Origin of the sequence: Gordonia soli NBRC 108243 (assembly GCF_000334455.1) — a bacterium.
Lineage (GTDB): Bacteria > Actinomycetota > Actinomycetes > Mycobacteriales > Mycobacteriaceae > Gordonia > Gordonia soli.
Window position 1 is genome coordinate 45,139 of sequence record NZ_BANX01000030.1, and the last position, 19,093, is coordinate 64,231.

A 19,093-nucleotide genomic window follows, 5' to 3' on the forward strand; every position below is an offset into this window, starting at 1 on the left:
GGTGTCGGGGTCGAGACAGCACCGGGTGTCCAGGGGTGGCAGATCGTGTTCCTGGAGTCCATGCGCACGATCGACGAGTCGGAGCGCACGATCAACGGTCAAGGACAGCTGCGGTGGCGTGACCTCGCGGCCAGATGGTGAAGGGCGCAGGTGATCAGGAGTCGCCGGACGACCCCGAGTCTCCCCCGCCCGACGAACTCTCGCCGGAACCGCTGTCACTCGAAGCGGCATCGGAGGAAGCGGCGTTCGAGCTGTCGGAGTCGGATGTGGCGGGGTCGTCGTCGACGGGATCGTCGTCGACGGGATCGTGGTCGACAGGATCTTGGTCGACGGAGTCTTCGGCGACGGGGTCTTCGTCGATGGCCGGTTCCTCGATCGCACCCGGCCCGTCCTCGGCCCGGGGCTCGGATGCGGTCGGCTCAGATGCGGCTGGCTCAGATCCGGTCGGCTCGGCTTCGGGACTCTCGGCTTCGGGACCCTCGACCTCTGCGCTCTCGGCTTCTGCGCTCTCGACGTCTGGGCTCTCGGCCTCGTCTGTGCCGGACTCGTCGTCCGCAGACCCGCCGGCGGTCTCGTCGCTCTCTGCGGCCTCGGACTCCAGCACCCACTCATCGCTTGTCGGACGATCGTCCGACCCGCCGTCGGACGTGGCCGTCGTACCCGACGCGGCAGCCACGCCGGCTGCTGCCGTACCGACCGCCGCACCGGGCTCGCCGACCGACTCGCCGCGGCCGCGTGGGTCGGCATCGACCGGGTCATCGACGGCCTCGTCCTCGAGATCGTCCGGGCCGTCGCCGATGTCATCGGTGTCGTCCAGATCCCCTGTGCCGTCCAGATCGTCTGTGTCGTCGTCGAGGTCACCGGCGCGATCGTCGACGTACCCGACGATCCCCCGGTGTTCGAGTTCCTCGGCACGCCACGGGTGGTACATCTGCAGCCCCACCTCGCGCCCCTTGGGTGCGATGACGAAGTACGCTGCGGCACAGGCGAACACGATCGCAGCGGTGAACGTGTTGATGCGGAGGCCTGCGACCATCGTGGCCGGGTCGGTCCGCATCAGTTCGATTCCGAAGCGGCCGATGCAGTACCCGGCGACGTACAGCGCGAAGAGTCGGCCGTGTCCGATGCGGAACCGGCGGTCGAGGGTCACCAGGATGACGACGACCAACAGGTTCCAGAGCAGCTCGTACAGGAAGGTCGGGTGCACGACAGCGACGACGTGCCCATTGGAGACTCCGTCGATCACGGCGGGATCGGCATAGCCCGAACCGTTCTCGCGGTCGAAGATCTCCAGCCCCCACGGAAGGGTGGTCGGCTCGCCGTACAGCTCCTGGTTGAAGTAGTTACCGAGTCGGCCGATCGCCTGGGCCAGCAGGATCGCGGGCGCGATGGCGTCGCCGAAGGCCGGCAGGCGGACGCCGTGGCGGCGTGCGCCGATCCATGCGCCGACACCACCGAACACGACCGCGCCCCAGATACCGAGACCGCCGTCCCAGATCCGGAGCGCGTCCATCGGTGTCTTCGGACCGTCGCCGAAGTAGGTGTTCCAGTCGGTCAGCAGGTGGTAGATGCGACCGCCGACGAGGCCGAACGGCACCGCCCAGATGGCGATGTCGAGGACTTCGCCATCCTGACCACCGCGGGCGATCCAGCGCCGATTGCCCCAGAAGACGGCGATGACGATGCCGACGATGATGCACAGCGCGTATGCGCGCAGCGGGAACGGTCCGATGTCCCAGACGCCCTGCGGCGGACTCGGGATGTAGGCCAACGTCGTCGGGGCACTCACGCTGCCAACCCTAGCCGACGGGGCTCAGCCGACCGGGCACCCGCGTCGGCCCGGCTAGCCGGCCGCCGGGATCGGCGAACGGACGCCCTCGGCCAACTCGGTGACGAGTTCGCGGAGTCGATCGGTGCCCGCGGTCGCGGCGGTGACCAGTGCCGACCCGACGATCACGCCGTCGGCATACGAGGCGATCTCGGCGGCCTGTCCACGGTTGCGGACACCCAGCCCGACGCCGATCGGGATGTCGGAGTGTTCACGCACCCGTGCGCACAACTCGGGGGCCGCATCCGACACCGCGTCACGCGCACCGGTGACACCCATGGTCGAGGCCGCGTAGACGAACCCGCGTGACGCGTCGGCGGTCAGCGCGATCCGCTCGGTTGTCGACGAGGGTGCGACCAGGTAGATGCGGTCGAGACCGTGCTCGTCGGAGGCGGCATGCCATGCAGCGCCTTCCTCCGGGATGAGGTTGGGCGTGATGAGTCCGGCGCCACCTGCGCCGGCGAGATCGCGCGCAAACCGCTCGACGCCGTACTGCAACACCGGGTTCCAGTAGCTCATGACGACGGCGTGGCCGCCCGCCTTCGAGATGGCCTCTACCGCGGTGAACACGTCGCGCACACGCACCCCGTTGGCGAGTGCGGTATCGGCGGCGTCCTGGATGGTCGGGCCGTCCATCACCGGGTCGGAGTAGGGCACGCCGACCTCGATGATGTCGCAACCGGATTCGACCATCGCGGTGAAGAACTCGACCGACTTGCCGACCGTCGGATACCCGACCGGCAGATAACCGATCAACGCGGCACGCTGCTGCTCGCGAGCCGCCGCGAACACCGGTCCGAGGCGTGAGTCGTTGACTGATGCGGTCATGCGCGTTCTCCCGGGGTCTGCTCGGTCTCCGACGGCGGTGGATCGAAGAGGCCGAACCAGCGCGCCGCGGTGTCGACATCCTTGTCCCCGCGCCCGGAGAGGTTGACCACGATGATCGCGTCCTCGCCCAGCTCACGCCCGAGCTCGAGTGCACCGGCGACCGCATGCGCCGACTCGATCGCCGGGATGATCCCCTCACGTCGGCTCAGCAGCGACAGCGCGTCCATTGCCTCGGTGTCGGTGACCGGACGGTATTCGGCACGACCGAGATCCTTGAGCAGGGCGTGCTCCGGTCCGACTCCCGGATAGTCGAGACCCGCCGAGATGGAATGGGATTCGATGGTCTGCCCGTCCTCGTCTTGCAGGAGGTAGGAGTACGCGCCTTGGAAGGCGCCCGGGGTGCCACCGGTGAAGGTCGCCGCATGACGGCCGGTCTCGACGCCGTCGCCCGCGGCCTCGAACCCGACCAGTCGGACCGACTCGTCGTCCAGGAAGGGATGGAAGATCCCGATGGCGTTGGAACCGCCACCGACACAGGCGACAACGGCATCGGGCAGCCGACCGGCGTGATCGAGGATCTGCGCCCGCGCCTCCAGACCGATGACGCGCTGCAGGTCGCGCACCATCGCCGGGAACGGGTGCGGGCCGGCTGCGGTGCCGAAGCAGTAATAGGTGTTGTGGGCGTTGGTGACCCAGTCGCGCATGGCCTCGTTGATGGCGTCCTTCAGCGTCGCCGAGCCGTTGTCGACAGCGATCACCTCGGACCCGAGCAGACGCATCCGGGCGACGTTCAGGGCTTGTCGGTCGGTGTCGACGCGACCCATGTAGACGACGCACTCCAGACCGAGCAGTGCACACGCGGTCGCCGTCGCCACGCCGTGCTGACCGGCGCCCGTCTCCGCGATCACGCGCGTCTTGCCCATCCGCTGCGCCAACAACGCCTGGCCGAGAACGTTGTTGATCTTGTGGGATCCGGTGTGGTTCAGGTCTTCCCGCTTGAGGAAGATCCGGGCACCGCCGGCGTGCTCGCGCAGTCGGGCGGCTTCGTAGAGCGGCGATGGCCGGCCCGTGTAATCGCGCTGCAGTCGGTCGAGCTCGGCGAGGAAATCCGGGTCGGCACGTACCTTCTCGTAGGTCGTGGTGACCTCGTCGATCACCGACATCAACGCCTCGGGAACGTGTCGCCCGCCGTACACACCGAAATGGCCGGTCTCGTCGGGCTCGTGCGCGGTGCGGGTGGTCAGTCCGGCGCTCGCCGCCGGGAGTGCGTCGGAACGATCGGATTCGGGCTCAACTCTGGGTGTCACGGTCTCTCGAACTGTCGGCGAGCGCGAATGCCGTGGTGGTCAGCCCCGCGGGCTCGGATGTGGATGTCGGTCAGCGAACCGGTTTGGGGCAGGACGGATGCGTCCCTGCAGTGACCAGCTCGGACACCGCTGCGCGCGGGTCGCCACTGGTCACCAGTCCCTCGCCGACCAGTACCGCGTCTGCCCCGGCGCCGGCGTAGGCCAGCAGGTCGGCGGTGCCGCGGACACCGGACTCGGCCACCCTGATGACCTCGGTCGGCAGTCCCGGAGCGATGCGCGAGAAGCAGTCACGGTCGACCGTGAGCGTCTTGAGGTTGCGGGCGTTGACACCCACCACGCCGGCACCGGCCTCGAGGGCACGGTCGGCTTCCTCCTCGGTGTGCACCTCGACCAGCGCCGTCATGCCGAGGCTCTCGGTGCGGTCCAGGAGTGCAGCGAGCACGTTCTGCTCGAGTGCCGCCACGATCAGCAGGATCACGTCTGCACCGTGGGCACGGGCCTCGTGGATCTGATACGGACCGACGATGAAGTCCTTGCGCAACACCGGGATGTCGACGGCGGCACGTACCGCGTCGAGATCGGCGAGCGAGCCACGGAAGCGGCGTTCCTCGGTGAGCACGCTGATGATGCGGGCGCCACCGGCCTCGTAGGCCGAGGCCAGTTCGGCGGGATCACCGATCGACGCGAGGTCGCCGCGGGACGGACTGGCGCGCTTCACCTCGGCGATGACACCGATGCCGGGCTTATGGAACGCAGCGATCGCGTCCTTCGGCTCGGGCGCCTTGGTGGACGCCGCCTTGATCGCCGCGTAGTCGATCACGGCTTCGCGCGCGGCGACGTCAGCTCTCACTCCCTCGATGATCGAGTCGAGGACGGTCGGCGTGCTCACGACTGTCGGGCCCCTTTCCGCGTGCTGTGTACCAAGGGTAAACCGGCGATGTCGGAGACCCTGTTCCGGGTACCCACTAGCTGAGGTGTGTCGTGGATCTCGCGGCGCCGGAGACCCGGATCCGCCCGTCACCGTGCTGACGGGGGACCCGACTCATCGGAGGAATCCGTGGGGTCGGTGGGATCGATGCCGGTGTCCAGCGCGTCCCACATCATCCGTTCGTTGCCGACGGGTGCCTCCGCCGCCGACGACGCGTCGGGCCCGGCCGCGGGTTCCGTGTCCGCGGAGACATCCGGCGTCTCGCCGGTTGCCGTCCCCGCCCCGGAACCGCTGGTCGACGCCGCAGGATCGGTGGTCCCGGAGGTGCCGTGCCCGGACCCCGGACCAGCAGGACCAGGGTCGGTCGCCGCTCCGGCTCCGGCGGCCTTCGCCGCCTCACGGGCGCGGTGATCGGCGAACATCTGCCGTTCGAGCTCTTCGCGCCGTGCACCCGGCGTCCGGTACTTCGACGACATCCCTGCGCCGCGGGCCACCCGCAGCAGGGCGACGCCGGCCGCGACCGCGCAGACCGCGCCGAGCAGGACGACCACTGCCGCCCAACTGTTGGTGGTGATCAGCAGGACCTGGAACCGATCGGGGATGTCTGCAGCGCGTGCCGCGTACCCGGAGTCGGTGCCGTCGCTGATCAGCGAGATGGCCGGGATCGCCGCCAGGATGCCACCGAGGGCGACCAGCACGGCGATCAGACGCAGTCCCCAGCCGCGGACCGACAGCGCGGCCAGGATTGCGGCCAACAGGACCAGAGCCAGCGGTGTCAGCCAGGGGCTCCAGTCGGAACCGTGGACGTCGAAGTCACGCGGCGGTGCCAGTCCGTCGGCCGCCAGCACGCGGCCCCAGATCATCCGGGATGACGACCACAACGCCAGGGCGGCCAGGGCCAAAAGCAGGGCGGCGACCGCTTGTGGCCGCCGAGAAGGCTTCGCGGCGGTCGCCGACTGCGACTGTGCGCGCGGTGTCGGGTCGCCGGTCATCGGGCATCACCGATGCCCGCGCCGGTGTCGGCGGTGCTGCCGACCGTCGGGTCGTCGGCGACACGCTGCATCGTGCCCGCCGCCGCGATGGCGTTGAGCACTGCGGTCGCCTTGTTCCGCGCCTCGTTGTACTCGTACTCGGGTTCGCTGTCGGCGACGACGCCGCCACCGGCCTGGACGAACGCCTTGTTGCCGGCCATCAGCGCGGTGCGGATGGCGATGGCGGTGTCGGCATTGCCCGCGAAGTCGAGGTATCCGACGATGCCGCCGTACAACCCGCGGCGGGTGATCTCGTGGTCGTCGATCAGTTCCATGGCACGGACCTTGGGTGCGCCGGTCAGGGTTCCGGCCGGGAAGCAGGCGGTGACCGCATCGAGCGCCTGCTTGTCGTCGCGCAATGTGCCCGACACCGTCGAGACGAGGTGCATGACGTGGCTGTACCGCTCGACATGGCGGTAGTCGCTCACCGACACCGTGCCGGGTCGGCAGACCCGACCCAGGTCGTTACGGCCGAGGTCCACCAGCATCAGGTGCTCGGCGTTCTCCTTCTCGTCCTCGATGAGGTCCTTGCCCAGGAGCAGGTCCTCCTCCTCGGTGGCACCACGCCACCGGGTACCCGCGATCGGGTGTGTGGTCGCGATGCGGTCGTTGACCGTGACCAGCGCCTCGGGGCTGCTGCCGACGATGCTGAAGGGTTCACGGCCGATGCCCGGCATACGCAGCAGGTACATGTACGGACTCGGGTTGGACGCCCGCAGCACGCGGTAGACGTCGACGGGATCGGCCTCGGTGTCGATCTCGAAACGCATCGACGGAACGACCTGGAAGGCCTCCCCCGCCTCGATCTCCCCGACCAGACTCTGCACGATCTCGCCGTACTCGGCGAGGGTGCGCTGCGCGTGGTGTTCGGGAGTCGGTCGGTCGAAGACCGACACGGTCGACCTGGCCGGTGCCGCGAGTCCCTCCGTCATCCGATCCAGCCGTGCAACGGCGTCGGCGTACGCCTCCTCGGCTCGCTCGTCGGTGCCGTCCCAGTTGATCGCATTGGCGATCAACGTGATCGTGCCCTCGTGATGGTCCACCGCGGCCAGATCGGTCACCAGCAGCATGGTCATGTCGGGCAGGTGCAGGTCGTCGACGGTGGTCTCGGGCAGCCGCTCCAGACGACGCACGATGTCGTAGGCCCAGAACCCCACGAAGCCTCCGGTCAGCGGCGGCAACCCGGGCAGGGGGTCCGTCGCAAGCAGGCGCAGCGACTCGGCGAGCACCGTCAGCGGATCACCGCCGGTCGGCGCCCCCTCGGGAACCGCGCCCCACCAGCTGGCCTCGCCGTCGACGACGGTCAGCGCCGACGGCGACCCGGCACCGATGAACGACCATCGTGACCAGGACCGACCGTTCTCGGCCGATTCGAGGAGAAACGTGCCTGGACGATCGCCGGCGAGTTTGCGATACGCCGACAACGGGGTCTCCGAGTCGGCGAGCACCTTGCGGCTGACCGGCACCACGCGATGGTCACGGGCGAGGTCGAGGAACTCCGCGAGGGTGGTGGTGCGCTCGCTCATCCGAGCGGCTCGCCGCCGACGCCCCACTGCTGCCGCGGGATCTCCGTGATGGTGACCCAGACGGCGTCCGGATTCTTGCCGGTCGCCTTCGCGTACGCCTCGGTCACCGCGGCGATGGTCTCGCGCTTGACCCGGTCGCTGAGGCCAGGGGTCTGGGAGATCTGGATCAGGGGCATCTCACTCGCCGTCCTTCCGCTTCTCGATCGTGCCGGCACCCCGACTGGGGGCTGGTCAGTTGCCGTCTCCGGGGACCAGCGACGGTGTGTCGAAACAACTGTGTTTTCCGGTGTGGCACGCCGCGCCGACCTGGTCGACGACCAGCAACACGGTGTCACCGTCGCAGTCGATACGCACATCGTGCACGTACTGGGTGTGTCCGCTGGTGTCACCCTTCATCCAGTATTCCTGCCGCGACCGCGACCAGTACGTCGCCCGGCGGGTGGTGAGGGTGCGATCGAGCGCTTCGTCGTCCATCCACGCCATCATCAGGACCGTGCCGGTGTCGCGCTCCTGGGCGATCGCGGCGAACAGTCCGTCGGCGTTGTGGGTCAGTTGCGCGGCGATGTCGGCATCGAGTGCCATGTCTTGCTCCCCTGCTCGGTCCTGCTCGCGTGGCCGGAGTCGATGCGCCTCGGGTGATCCCGGCCGCTGTGCGCCGTGGCCCGGCTCATCGGACCGTCACCCCGGCGTCGCGCATGGCGGACTTCACCTCGGCGATGGTCAGTTCGCCGAAGTGGAAGACCGATGCGGCGAGGACGGCGTCCGCACCGGCATCGACGGCGGGAGCGAAGTCGGCCGATCGGCCTGCGCCACCACTGGCGATCACCGGCACCCCGACCGCGGCGCGGACCGCGGCCAGCATGCGCAGATCGAAACCCTGCTTCGTCCCGTCGGCATCCATCGAGTTCAACAAGATCTCGCCCACACCCAATTCCTGGCCTCGGCGCGCCCACTCGACGGCGTCGATCCCGGTGCCCCGCCGACCTCCGTGCGTGGTGACCTCCCACCCCGTCGCGGTGGGTTCGGAATCGTCCGGCACGGTGCGGGCGTCGACCGACAGCACGATGCACTGTGATCCGAATCGTCGGCTCATCTCGCCGAGCACCTCCGGCCGGGCGATCGCGGCGGTGTTGACGCTGACCTTGTCGGCCCCGGCACGCAGCATCGTGTCGACGTCCTCCACGGTGCGGATGCCACCGCCCACGGTGAGCGGGATGAAGATCTGATCGGCCGTGCGCCGGACCACGTCGATCATCGTCGCGCGGCCCGAACTCGACGCCGTGACGTCGAGGAAGGTCAGTTCGTCGGCGCCCTCGCGGTCGTAGCGCTCGGCCAGCTCGACGGGATCACCCGCGTCGCGCAGGTTCTGGAAGTTCACGCCCTTGACCACGCGCCCGTCGTCCACGTCGAGGCAAGGGATGACTCGTACTGCAACAGTCATCGAGAAGTCCTCCCGGCCGAGACGTCCACATCAACACAGTCGAGGCAAGGGATGACTCGTACCGCAACAGTCATCGAGAAGTCCTCCCAGCCGAGACGTCCACATCAACACAGTCGAGGCAAGGGATGACTCGTACCGCAACAGTCATCGCGGTGCCTCCGTCGACCAATCGGTGCCGACGACCTGCCCGATCACCTCGAGCAGTTCGTCGTGCAGTCCTGGTGCCGCGGCGAGCAGCGAGGGCGACTCCACGGTCCACGGTCGGCCGGCGAGATCGGTTGCCACGCCGCCGGCAGCACGGACGAGTGCCGCGCCCGCGGCGTTGTCCCACGCGTGCCGACCGAAGGCGATTGCTCCGCCGAAGATCCCGGCGGCGGTGTACGCCATGTCGACGCCGGTGCTGCCGGTCATCCGGATGCGGGCGACCCGGGTGCTGAGCGCCGACAACAACTCGGCCCGTTGAGCTCCCGGGTAGCGTCCGCCACCGGCCACGTCGAAGGGTCCGTAGGCGACGACCGCGCGGTCGAGGGCGGTGTCCTGCAACGGTGCGGCCACCACCCCGTCGGTGCGCAGCGGACCCTCGACGTGCCCGGCGAACCGCTGTCCGACCAACGGCACCCAGGTCAGCCCGAGGACGGGCTCACCGTCGACGAGCAGGCCGAGGAGGATCGCGCTGAGCGGCATGCCGCTCGAGTAGTTGAAGGTGCCGTCGACCGGGTCGACCACCCACACCGGCCCGTCGGTGAGGTCGGCGCCGCCGAATTCCTCACCGTGTACCGGGATCTGGGTGGTCTGGGTGAGCTCGGCGGCGATCCGACGCTCGAGATCGAGGTCGACCTGGGTGGCGAAGTCGTTGCCGCCCTTGGCGACCGCACTCGGTGCCCCGACCCCGGCGACGAATGCCTCGGCCGCGTCGTCGAGGACCCGACCGGCGATGTCGAGCAGTCGCGGCGGGTCCAGCGCCGAGGTGCTCGGCGAACCGGGGGGCGCAGTCACGGGTCCGGTCACCTCCCGGCGACGGCGGCGAGCGCCTCGGGCAAGGTGAACCGCCCGGCGTACAGGGCCTTTCCGACGATGGCTCCCTCGACGCCACGATCTGTGAGCCCGGAGATGGCGACCAGGTCGTCGATGGCGGACACACCGCCGGACGCGACGATCGGCGCCGAGGTGGCAGCGGCGACCTCGGCGAGCAGATCGAGGTTCGGGCCGCCCAGCGTGCCGTCCTTGGAGACGTCGGTGACGACGTAGCGGGCACAGCCGTCACGATCCAACCGGGTCAGGACCTCCCAGAGGTCGCCACCGTCGGTGACCCAGCCGCGTCCGCGCAGCCGGTACGACTCGCCCTCTCCGATCACGTCGAGACCGACGGCGATCCGATCGCCGTGCTCGCCGATCGCGCGGGCACACCACTCGGGGTTCTCGAGTGCTGCGGTCCCCAGGTTGACGCGGGTGCATCCGGTGGCCAGCGCAGCAGCCAACGAGTCGTCGTCGCGGATACCGCCGGAGAGTTCGACCTTCACGTCGAGCTCACCGACGACGCCCGCGAGCAGTTCTCGGTTGTCACCTCGTCCGAAGGCGGCGTCGAGATCGACGAGATGAATCCACTCCGCTCCGTCGGTCTGCCAGGCGAGCGCGGCGTCCCGCGGCGAGCCGTAGGACGTCTCGGTGCCGGCCGCGCCCTGCACCAGGCGTACTGCCTGGCCGTCCGCGACGTCGACGGCCGGGAGGAGTTCCAGCGTCGTACCCATCGATCGAGTGTTCCTTCGTGTCGGTTCGACCGCATCGATGCGGTCGCTGTCGGTCTGCTGTTGTCGGCCTGTGATCGTCGGTTGCCGAGGATCAGTGCTCGGCGGGTGGCGGTGTGCCGTCACCGGCGCTGTCCCGCCCTGCTCGGTTCTCGATCCCTGTCTGGCTGTCGGGCCCTGCCTGGCTGTCGGGCCCTGCCTGGCTGTCGAGCGCCGCCTGGCGGGCCCGGATCTCCCGCTCAGCGGCACCGACCATCCGTCGGGACACGGTACCGATAGCGGCGATGATCGCCACCACCGCGAGGAGGGCGGCCACCAGTCCCGCGGTCGCCGACCACTGGGCGATCCCGACGATGATCGGGATCGAGATGATCAGCACCAGCACCCCGGCGCCGAGTGAGAAGAACACCAGTCGCAGGAAGGAGAACGACGTGCCGTCGTCCTTCGGGCCGGTCATGTGAGGCTCCGAACCCAGTTCCGCAGGAGGTGCGCCCCAGCGTCGCCAGACTTCTCCGGATGGAACTGGGTCGCCGCGAGTACGCCGTTCTCGACAGCGGCCAGGAATCGGCCGCCATGTTGCGCCCACGTCAGCTTCGGTGCGGCGAAGGGGGATCCGTCGGTGTCCAGCTGCCAGGCCTGGGCCGCGTACGAGTGGACGAAGTAGAACCGGGTGTCGGCGTCCAATCCGTCGAACAGGACCGAGTCGCCCGGTGCCTCCACGGTGTTCCATCCCATGTGCGGCAGGACCGGAGCCGGCAGCGCGGTGACCGTGCCCGGCCATTCGCCACAACCTTGCGCCTCGACGCCGAATTCGACACCGCGCTCGAACAGGATCTGCATGCCGACGCAGATACCGAGGACCGGCCGCCCCCCGGCGAGCCGGCGGTCGATGATCCAATCACCGTGCACGGCACGCAGGCCCTCGGCGCACGCGGCGAACGCGCCGACGCCGGGTACCACGAGTCCGTCCGCGGCCAGTGCCTCGTCGCGGTCGGAGGTGACGACGACGTCGGCGCCGGTGCGCTCGAGGGCACGCTGGGCCGATCGCAGGTTGCCGGATCCGTAGTCGAGGATCGCCACCGAGGTCGCACTCATCGGCGACCGCCACGGACGTCGCGGTACGCCCTCACAGCGCGCCCTTGGTCGACGGCACGCCGCTCACCCGCGGGTCCGATTCGGTGGCGGCGCGCAGGGCGCGGGCCACCGCCTTGAACTCGGCTTCGGTGATGTGGTGCTGGTCGCGGCCGTAGAGCACCCGGACGTGCAGCGCGATCCGCGCGTTGAGGGCGACCGACTCGAAGACGTGCTTGTTGATGACGGTCGAGTACGGCACCCCCGGATACCCGCCGATCACCGCGGTGAGGAGGTGGTCGGGCTCGCCGGTGTGCACGAAATATGGGCGCCCGGAGACGTCGACGACCGCGTGAGCGAGCGTCTCGTCCATCGGGATCCATGCGTCACCGAACCGGCGGATGCCCTTCTTGTCGCCCAGCGCCTGGCCGATCGCCTGGCCGAGCACGATCGAGGTGTCCTCGACGGTGTGGTGGGCCTCGATCTCGATGTCGCCCTTGGCGTGCACGGTCAGGTCGAAGCTGCCGTGCGCCCCGAAGGCCGTGAGCATGTGATCGAAGAACGGGATGCCGGTGTCGATGTCGGTGACGCCGGTGCCGTCCAGGTTCAGTTCGACCGTGACCGACGATTCGCGGGTGGTGCGTTCCACGCGGGCGGCGCGTGGTGCGGCGGTACCGGCCTGCTGCTCGGTGCTCACGTCAGTTCTCCAAGTCTGTGTCGGCGAGCCTGCGGCTCACGGCCAGGAACGCATCGTTCTCGGCGGCCAGTCCGATGGTGACACGCAGGTGGCCGGGAATTCCCACGTCACGGATCAACACTCCGTCGTCGAGGTAGCGCTGCCAACTGGCCGCCGCATCCCGGAAGGGTCCGAACAGCACGAAGTTGGCGTCGGACTCGGCCACTCGATAGCCCGCCGCGGCGAGTTCGCCGACGACCCGCCGCCGCTCGGCGATGATCGTCGCGACCCCCGCCAGCGTCTCGTCTCCGTGTCGTAGTGCGGCACGCGCAGCCGCCTGCGTGATCACCGAGAGGTGATAGGGCAGCCGGACCAACAGCAGGGCCTCGATCACGGCCGGGGCCGCCGCGAGGTAGCCGAGTCGGCCGCCCGCGAACGCGAAGGCCTTGCTCATCGTGCGACTCACGACCACCTTGGTCGGGAACTCGTCGATCAGTTCCACGGCGCTGGGACGTTCGGAGAACTCGCCGTACGCCTCGTCCACGATGACGATTCCCGGTGCGGCCGCGACGATCGCGCGCAGGCCCTCGTTGGAGATCGACGCCCCGGTCGGATTGTTCGGCGACGTCACGAAGACGACGTCGGGTGCACGGCCGGCGATCTCGTTGACCGCTGCGTCGATGTCGAGTCCGAAATCCGTTGTCCGATATGCCTCGAGCCATGTGGTGTCGGTACCGTCGGAGATGATCGGGTGCATCGAGTACGACGGCACGAATCCGAGCGCGCTCCGCCCGGGACCGCCGAACGCCTGCAGCAGCTGCTGCAGGATCTCGTTCGATCCGTTTGCGGCCCAGAGGTTCTCGACCGACAGCTGCACTCCCGTCGCCCTCGTCAGGTACTCCGCGAGTTCGGTCCGCAGCGCGACGGCGTCGCGGTCGGGGTACCGGTGCAACGCGGTGGCTGCCGCTCGGACCGATTCGGCGACGTCGTCGACGAGGGCGGCACTCGGCTCGTGAGGGTTCTCGTTGGTGTTCAAGGTGACCGGCACCGTCAACTGCGGTGCGCCGTAGGCACTCTTGCCGCGCAGACCGCTGCGGATCGGCAGGTCGTCGACCCCGATCCGCGCCCCCGGCGTACGCGAGGTGGTCGGCGAGGTGCTCACGACGTCGCTCCTGCGGCGAACCGGCGGGCGACGGCATCACCGTGCGCGGGCAGATCCTCAGCCTGGGCGAGGGTGACCACGGTGTCGGCGACGTCGCGGAGTGCGGCCTCGTCGTAGTCGATGACGTGGACGCCCTTGAGGAACGTCTGCACCGACAGGCCGGATGCGAAGCGGGCCGAGCCCGAGGTCGGCAGAACGTGATTGGAGCCGGCGCAGTAGTCGCCGAGACTGACCGGCGCGTAGTCGCCGACGAAGATCGCACCGGCGTTGTGTACCCGCTCGGCGACCGCCGCGGCGTCGCGGGTCTGGATCTCCAGGTGCTCTGCCGCGTAAGCGTCGACGACTGCCAGGCCGGCGTCGAGATCGTCGACCAGGACGATGCCGGACTGCTTGCCGCCCAGTGCGGTCTCGACGCGTTCGCGGTGCTTGGTCTGGGCGACCTGGACCGCGAGTGCCTCGTCGACCGCATCTGCGAGTGCGACGCTGTCGGTGACCAGGACCGACGCCGCGAGGACGTCGTGCTCGGCCTGGCTGATGAGGTCGGCGGCCACGAGATCCGGCGTGGCGGTCTCGTCGGCCAGGATGGCGATCTCGGTGGGGCCGGCCTCGGAGTCGATTCCCACGACACCGCGACAGAGCCGCTTGGCCGCGGTCACGTAGATGTTGCCGGGGCCGGTGATCAGGTCGACGGGGTCGAGCACCGTGCCGTCGCTGTCGGTGTCGGTGCCTCCGTAGGTGAGCAACGCGACGGCCTGAGCGCCGCCGACCGCCCAGACCTCGTCGACACCGAGTAGAGCGCACGCGGCGAGGATCGTCGGGTGCGGCCGTCCGCCGAACTCCTTCTGCGGCGGCGACACCACCACCAGCGATCCGACACCTGCCTCCTGCGCGGGTACGACGTTCATGATCACCGACGAGGGGTAGACCGCATTGCCGCCGGGAACGTACAGGCCGACCCGCCGGACCGGGATCCACTTCTCGCTGACCACACCGCCGTCGACCACCTGGGTCCGGCTGGTCTCGCGCCGCTGGTCGGCGTGGACCGTGCGGGCACGGGTGATCGACTCCCGTAGGGCGTCGGCGATCGCCGGATCCAGCGAGTCGAGTGCCGCTGCGATGGCATCGGTCGGCACCCGGACCGAGTCGGGCCGGACACCGTCGAACCGCTCGCCGTACTCGAGGGCGGCGTCGGCGCCGCGATCGGCGACCGCATGGACGACCGGCGCCACCGTGTCGAGGACTGCGTTGACGTCGGTGCCCCCGCGGGGCAGCGCGCGACGCAGTTCGGCGAGCGTCGGGGTGCTACCGCGCAGATCGGTTCGGGCCAGCATGGGTTCTCCTGGTCGGATCATGGGACCCGTCCAGGATATGTGGTGACGCCATCGGGTTTCACATCCGCCACTGCGCCCCCGCTTTCCGGCGCGTTTGTGGGGTGCTGTCCGGCCGGTGATCAGCCCACGCGCGTACGGTGCGGCCACCGTGCACGCGACCACAATCTGCCGTCCAGCGGGTCACCGCGTGGATATTGCTCGCGGCGGACGGCTGAGTGGCAGATTGTGACCGGCCAGACGGCTGAGCCCGGTCTGATCCTGCCGACCTCGGCGCGACAAGCACTCAGGGCGCCGGGATGTCCAACCCGAGGTCGAGGACGGTGACCGAATGGGTGAGGGCGCCGACCGCCAGGTAGTCCACACCGGTGCGCGCGTAGTCGCCGGCGACGTCGATCGTGAGGCCGCCCGAGCTCTCCAGACGGGTGGTCGGCGAGTGTGCGTCGCGTCGTTGGACGGCCATCTGGGTCTCCCAGAGCGCGAAATTGTCCAGCAGGACCAACTCCGGCGACAGCGCCAGCACCTCGTCGAGCTGCGCCAGTGAGTCCACCTCGACCTCGACCGGGAGGTCGGGAGCGGCCGCCCGCACCGCTCCGAGGGCGGCCGTCACCGAGCCGGCCGCCGCGACGTGGTTGTCCTTGATCAGCGCGGCGTCGCCGAGACCCATCCGATGGTTGACTCCGCCGCCCGCACGGACCGCGTACTTCTGCAGACGTCGGAGACCCGGCAGGGTCTTGCGTGAATCGCGGATGGCCGTCGACGTGCCCTGCACCTCGGCCACCCACTCCGCGGTGGTGGTCGCGATCCCCGACAGATGGCACAGCAGGTTCAGGGCGGTCCGTTCGGCGGTGAGCAGTCGGGCGGTCGGCGCAACGACGCGCAGCACCACCGAGCCCGGCTCGAGCCGGTCACCGTCCGACAGTGCCGCGACGACCTCGTAGGAATCCGCGCCGATCACCTCGTCGAACACCGCACGTGCAACCGGCAGGCCGGCGAGCACACCGTGGGCGCGACTCACGATGGCCGCCTCGGTGGTCGCTTCGGGCGGCACCGTCGCCGCACTGGTCACGTCGGGCCCGTAGCGCAGGTCCTCCTCCAGCGCGGTGCGGATCAGCGTGCGGACCTCGTCGTCGACCAGCGTCTGTTCGGTCACCGAGCCGAGAGACGCCGAGTAGTCGCGGGTCGTGGTGTCATTCACCGGAGCCGGGGTTTCCGATCGCGATCATGCGCTGCACCGACAGTCGCGCACGCTCGGCGACATCGGGGGCGACGTGTACCTCGTCCCGTCCTTCGCGGAGGCAGCGCAGCAACGCGGCCGGGGTGATCATCTTCATGTACGGGCACGATGCGCGGTCGTTGACGGCCTGGAAGTCGACACCCGGCGCGGCTTTGCGCAACTGGTGCAACATCCCCACCTCGGTGGCCACCAGGACCTGCTTGGCGCCGGTCTCACGGGCGGCGTCCAGCATCCCGCCGGTGGAGAGGATCTTGACCTTCTCCTCGGGCACGAAACCCTCGCCGGCCAGGTACAGCGCCGACGTCGCGCAGCCGCATTCCGGGTGGATGAACAGATCGGCGTCCGGGTGTGAGTTCGCCTGGGCGGTCAGCTCGTCGCCGTTGATCCCGGCGTGCACGTGGCACTCGCCCGCCCAGATGTGGATGTTGTCCCGGCCGGTCTCGCGCTTGACGTGTGCGCCGAGGAACTGGTCCGGGAGGAAAAGGACGTCCTTGTCGGGGTCGATGGACGCGACCACGTCCACCGCGTTCGACGACGTGCAGCAGATGTCGGTGAGGCCCTTCACCTCGGCCGTGGTGTTCACATAGGACACCACCACGGCGTCGGGGAACTCGGCCTTCCAGGCCCGCAGCTCGTCGGCGGTGATGGAGTCGGCGAGGGAGCAGCCGGCCCGCTCGTCGGGGATGAGCACGGTCTTGTCCGGACTCAGGATCTTCGCGGTCTCGGCCATGAAGTGCACGCCGCAGAAGATGATCTCGTCGGTCTCGGCCTCCGCGGCGATCCGCGAGAGCGCCAGCGAGTCACCGACGTGGTCGGCGACGTCTTGGATGGCCGGGAGCTGGTAGTTGTGCGCGAGCAGGGTCGCGTTGCGAGCTCGGGCGAGCCTGCGGACCTCTGCGGCCCACTCCTCGGTCGGTTCGACGCCGGTGTATCCACCAGGTGCGTCGTACCACTCGACATCCACCTGTCCGAGGCCCACGGGCCGGTCGCTGGTGATGCTCATCTGCCACTCCTCCAGTCGTGACGTGCGACAGGGCTGGGCCGCACGGCAGGTTTTCGACTGATGATCGAAAACACTGTCATCGTAACACCGGTCACGTTCTGCCCATTCCCGCCGGGACACGCCGCGCGCCGGACGGCCGCGCAGGGTGAGCGCCATACAATCGACGCCATGTCCGTGCCGCGGCCCGATTCCGCCCCCTCGGTCCGCCCGGCCCCCGACGATCCGTCCGACCTCCGCGTCGAGGTCCTGACCGCGGTCTTCCAGGTACGCGCCGTCGCCGACCACGACGATCCGGTGCTCTGCGTATTGCTGCGGGGTCCGGGCGACCGGGCCCCCTGGACACTTCCCGGTGGCGACGTCGGCGCAACGGAGACGCTCTCGGCGAGCGCCCGACGCCTACTCGACGAACAACTGGACGTCCGGTCGGTGACCCACATCGAGCAACTCTCGGTGTTCTCCGACCCCACACGCGTGCCGGGCGCACGGACCATCGCCTCGACCTATCTGGCGCTCATCCCGACCGAGGCGTCGCCCCACCTCCCGGATACGGCACGGTGGCATCCGGTGGACGATCTACCCGAACTGGCTTTCGACCACCACACCATCGTCGAGGCGGCGCGGCATCGGCTGGCCGCGAAACTCTCGTACACCAACATCGCGTTCGCCCTGGCGCCGGCACGCTTCCCGATGTCGGAGCTTTCCGAGATCTACTGCGCCGCACTGGGTTATCCGGTGGACACCACCAATCTGTTGCGCATCCTGAGTCGGCGAGCGGTCATCGTGTCGACCGGGACCGTGGGCAAGACCGGGCGGACAGGAGGGCGACCACCGGCCCTCTACCGCTTCGCCGACACCGAGTTGCGCGTCACCGACGAGTTCGCCACGTTGCGCCCACCGCTCTGAGTCGGACCGCGGCAGCAATCGCCGATCCAGCGCCGGGCCGCAAAGGCACGGCGAGCCGTGCTCCCCCGCCCACTCCGCAGCGGATGTCAGGTCACCTACGACGATGGCAACCGGCAGGCTCAGCCCGTCGCGACCACGGGTGCGCCGGGCGGCGATGGTGGCGGTGTCCGCCGGAGATCGCCGACACCGAGGTCGGCATCACGGGACAGCAGGGCCAGCAGCAGATAGGTCAAGGCCACCGCGATCGGCGCTCCGACGAGGATCACCCACGGCTGGGCGGCACCGTCGCGGATGGCGCCCTCGAGCCAAAGGTCCGGCGTCACCGAGAACCGGGCACCGACCGGCAGGGTCCGCGGGTCGTCGAAGCGCCAGTCGGCGACCAGTGTCCCGATCCACGCGGCGAGACCGGACCCGAGGATCGAGGCCACCGCGAGGACGCCGAATCCGAGCGGTCCACGCCGGTTCCGGGCGACGAACCAGGCGAGCAATGTCACGAGGACGCCGAAGGCGAACTGCAGGATGAGGAAGACCGCGACGCCGCCGAACTCCTCACCCGCCTGGTCACCGGGGATGATGGCCGCGTCCGCCGAGACGACGCGTCCCGACATCGTCGGGGTGACCCAGGCCCACACGAGTCCGAGCACCACGGATGCCAGGAGTGTGACGCCGACGATCGCGGCGAGCGACCGACCCCGATGTGTGTCCGTCGCAATCGACGGACCCGCCGGGGTCCCGGCACCCGCGAACCCGGCGTCGGCGAAACCGGGATGCGGTTCGGCCGACGGGCCCGTCGTGGTCGGGTCGCGCTGTTCGTCTCCGCCCGAGCTCACCGACGACCCAGCTCGGTCGAATCCACCGTGCCGTGGCGAGAGCAACGCGCCGACCATCCGTCCGGCACCACCTGCACGACCATCCGACGGCCGCACTGTCCGCAGAACCGCGGCGGCTCGAGGCCGAGGCGCGCCGAAGGCGGGATCGCCTCGGTGGATTCGAGTTCGAGTTCGATGCCGGTGAACACACCGAATCGGCACGGTTCGGCGAGCGGTCCGGGGATCTCGACGCCGGTCGGAGCGGTCATG

21 protein-coding genes are annotated in these 19,093 nt (G+C 69.4%); 1 reads left to right on the top strand and 20 read right to left on the bottom strand.

The annotated features are described in order from the left end of the window. Positions 1–154: 154 nt before the first annotated feature. The 18 genes from lgt to nadA form a co-directional block, all read right to left on the bottom strand. Positions 155–1,789 (bottom strand): prolipoprotein diacylglyceryl transferase, encoded by a 1,635-nt coding sequence (gene lgt / locus GS4_RS18940; RefSeq protein WP_007623552.1) that lies wholly within the window; start codon positions 1,787–1,789, stop codon positions 155–157. 54 nt (positions 1,790–1,843) lie between these two features. After that, on the bottom strand, positions 1,844–2,656 hold the full coding sequence (gene trpA / locus GS4_RS18945; protein ID WP_007623554.1) for a tryptophan synthase subunit alpha: 813 nt from the start codon (positions 2,654–2,656) through the stop codon (positions 1,844–1,846). Beyond that, the gene (gene trpB / locus GS4_RS18950) at positions 2,653–3,963 is read right to left on the bottom strand and encodes a tryptophan synthase subunit beta (protein WP_007623555.1); all 1,311 of its coding nucleotides are present in this window, start codon (positions 3,961–3,963) and stop codon (positions 2,653–2,655) included. The genes trpA and trpB overlap by 4 nt, the downstream gene beginning before the upstream one ends. A 70-nt stretch (positions 3,964–4,033) precedes the next feature. Continuing rightward, positions 4,034–4,852 carry an indole-3-glycerol phosphate synthase TrpC gene (gene trpC / locus GS4_RS18955; RefSeq protein ID WP_007623556.1) on the bottom strand — a complete coding sequence of 273 codons (819 nt, stop codon included), beginning with the start codon at positions 4,850–4,852 and terminating at the stop codon, positions 4,034–4,036. A 128-nt stretch (positions 4,853–4,980) separates the two neighbouring features. Further along, on the bottom strand, positions 4,981–5,883 hold the full coding sequence (locus GS4_RS18960) for a TIGR02234 family membrane protein (RefSeq protein ID WP_007623557.1): 903 nt from the start codon (positions 5,881–5,883) through the stop codon (positions 4,981–4,983). Then, the gene (locus tag GS4_RS18965; RefSeq protein ID WP_007623558.1) at positions 5,880–7,448 is read right to left on the bottom strand and encodes an anthranilate synthase component I; all 1,569 of its coding nucleotides are present in this window, start codon (positions 7,446–7,448) and stop codon (positions 5,880–5,882) included. The genes GS4_RS18960 and GS4_RS18965 overlap by 4 nt, the downstream gene beginning before the upstream one ends. Further along, entirely contained in the window at positions 7,445–7,624 is a 180-nt protein-coding gene (locus GS4_RS18970; protein ID WP_007623559.1) for a tautomerase family protein, read from the bottom strand. Before GS4_RS18970 ends, GS4_RS18965 begins: the two co-directional genes overlap by 4 nt. Before the next feature lie 55 nt (positions 7,625–7,679). Beyond that, positions 7,680–8,030, bottom strand: coding sequence for a phosphoribosyl-AMP cyclohydrolase (gene hisI / locus GS4_RS18975; RefSeq protein ID WP_007623560.1), 351 nt, complete (start codon positions 8,028–8,030; stop codon positions 7,680–7,682). An 85-nt stretch (positions 8,031–8,115) separates the two neighbouring features. After that, a complete protein-coding gene (gene hisF, locus GS4_RS18980; protein ID WP_007623561.1) occupies positions 8,116–8,889 on the bottom strand; it encodes an imidazole glycerol phosphate synthase subunit HisF in 774 nt (257 codons plus the stop codon). Between the two features lie 144 nt (positions 8,890–9,033). After that, complete coding sequence (locus GS4_RS18985) at positions 9,034–9,885, bottom strand: inositol monophosphatase family protein (protein ID WP_007623562.1); 852 nt, start codon at positions 9,883–9,885, stop codon at positions 9,034–9,036. Positions 9,886–9,893: 8 nt separating this feature from the next. Continuing rightward, complete coding sequence (gene priA / locus GS4_RS18990; protein WP_007623563.1) at positions 9,894–10,637, bottom strand: bifunctional 1-(5-phosphoribosyl)-5-((5-phosphoribosylamino)methylideneamino)imidazole-4-carboxamide isomerase/phosphoribosylanthranilate isomerase PriA; 744 nt, start codon at positions 10,635–10,637, stop codon at positions 9,894–9,896. A 91-nt stretch (positions 10,638–10,728) separates the two neighbouring features. Beyond that, entirely contained in the window at positions 10,729–11,091 is a 363-nt protein-coding gene (locus tag GS4_RS26260) for a hypothetical protein (RefSeq protein ID WP_007623564.1), read from the bottom strand. After that, the gene (gene hisH / locus GS4_RS19000) at positions 11,088–11,729 is read right to left on the bottom strand and encodes an imidazole glycerol phosphate synthase subunit HisH (RefSeq protein ID WP_007623565.1); all 642 of its coding nucleotides are present in this window, start codon (positions 11,727–11,729) and stop codon (positions 11,088–11,090) included. Before hisH ends, GS4_RS26260 begins: the two co-directional genes overlap by 4 nt. Before the next feature lie 31 nt (positions 11,730–11,760). Then, complete coding sequence (hisB, locus tag GS4_RS19005) at positions 11,761–12,402, bottom strand: imidazoleglycerol-phosphate dehydratase HisB (protein ID WP_007623567.1); 642 nt, start codon at positions 12,400–12,402, stop codon at positions 11,761–11,763. A gap of 1 nt (position 12,403) precedes the next feature. Next, the gene (locus tag GS4_RS19010; protein ID WP_007623569.1) at positions 12,404–13,543 is read right to left on the bottom strand and encodes a histidinol-phosphate transaminase; all 1,140 of its coding nucleotides are present in this window, start codon (positions 13,541–13,543) and stop codon (positions 12,404–12,406) included. Next, complete coding sequence (hisD, locus tag GS4_RS19015) at positions 13,540–14,874, bottom strand: histidinol dehydrogenase (protein WP_007623571.1); 1,335 nt, start codon at positions 14,872–14,874, stop codon at positions 13,540–13,542. Before hisD ends, GS4_RS19010 begins: the two co-directional genes overlap by 4 nt. Positions 14,875–15,157: 283 nt before the next feature. Beyond that, positions 15,158–16,069, bottom strand: coding sequence for a carboxylating nicotinate-nucleotide diphosphorylase (gene nadC / locus GS4_RS19020; protein ID WP_007623573.1), 912 nt, complete (start codon positions 16,067–16,069; stop codon positions 15,158–15,160). Next, positions 16,062–17,111: a quinolinate synthase NadA gene (nadA, locus tag GS4_RS19025; RefSeq protein WP_007623575.1), complete on the bottom strand. Its 1,050-nt coding sequence runs from the start codon at positions 17,109–17,111 to the stop codon at positions 16,062–16,064. The genes nadC and nadA overlap by 8 nt, the downstream gene beginning before the upstream one ends. 168 nt (positions 17,112–17,279) lie before the next feature. On the opposite strand from nadA, the gene GS4_RS19030 reads away from it, so the two are divergent. Further along, entirely contained in the window at positions 17,280–18,014 is a 735-nt protein-coding gene (locus tag GS4_RS19030; protein ID WP_040511080.1) for an NUDIX hydrolase, read from the top strand. A gap of 119 nt (positions 18,015–18,133) precedes the next feature. On the opposite strand, the gene GS4_RS19035 is transcribed toward GS4_RS19030, so the two are convergent. Continuing rightward, on the bottom strand, positions 18,134–18,844 hold the full coding sequence (locus GS4_RS19035; RefSeq protein WP_007623579.1) for a DUF2567 domain-containing protein: 711 nt from the start codon (positions 18,842–18,844) through the stop codon (positions 18,134–18,136). Beyond that, a complete protein-coding gene (gene bsaP / locus GS4_RS19040; protein ID WP_040511098.1) occupies positions 18,841–19,092 on the bottom strand; it encodes a biotin synthase auxiliary protein BsaP in 252 nt (83 codons plus the stop codon). The genes GS4_RS19035 and bsaP overlap by 4 nt, the downstream gene beginning before the upstream one ends. Position 19,093: the final 1 nt, after the last annotated feature.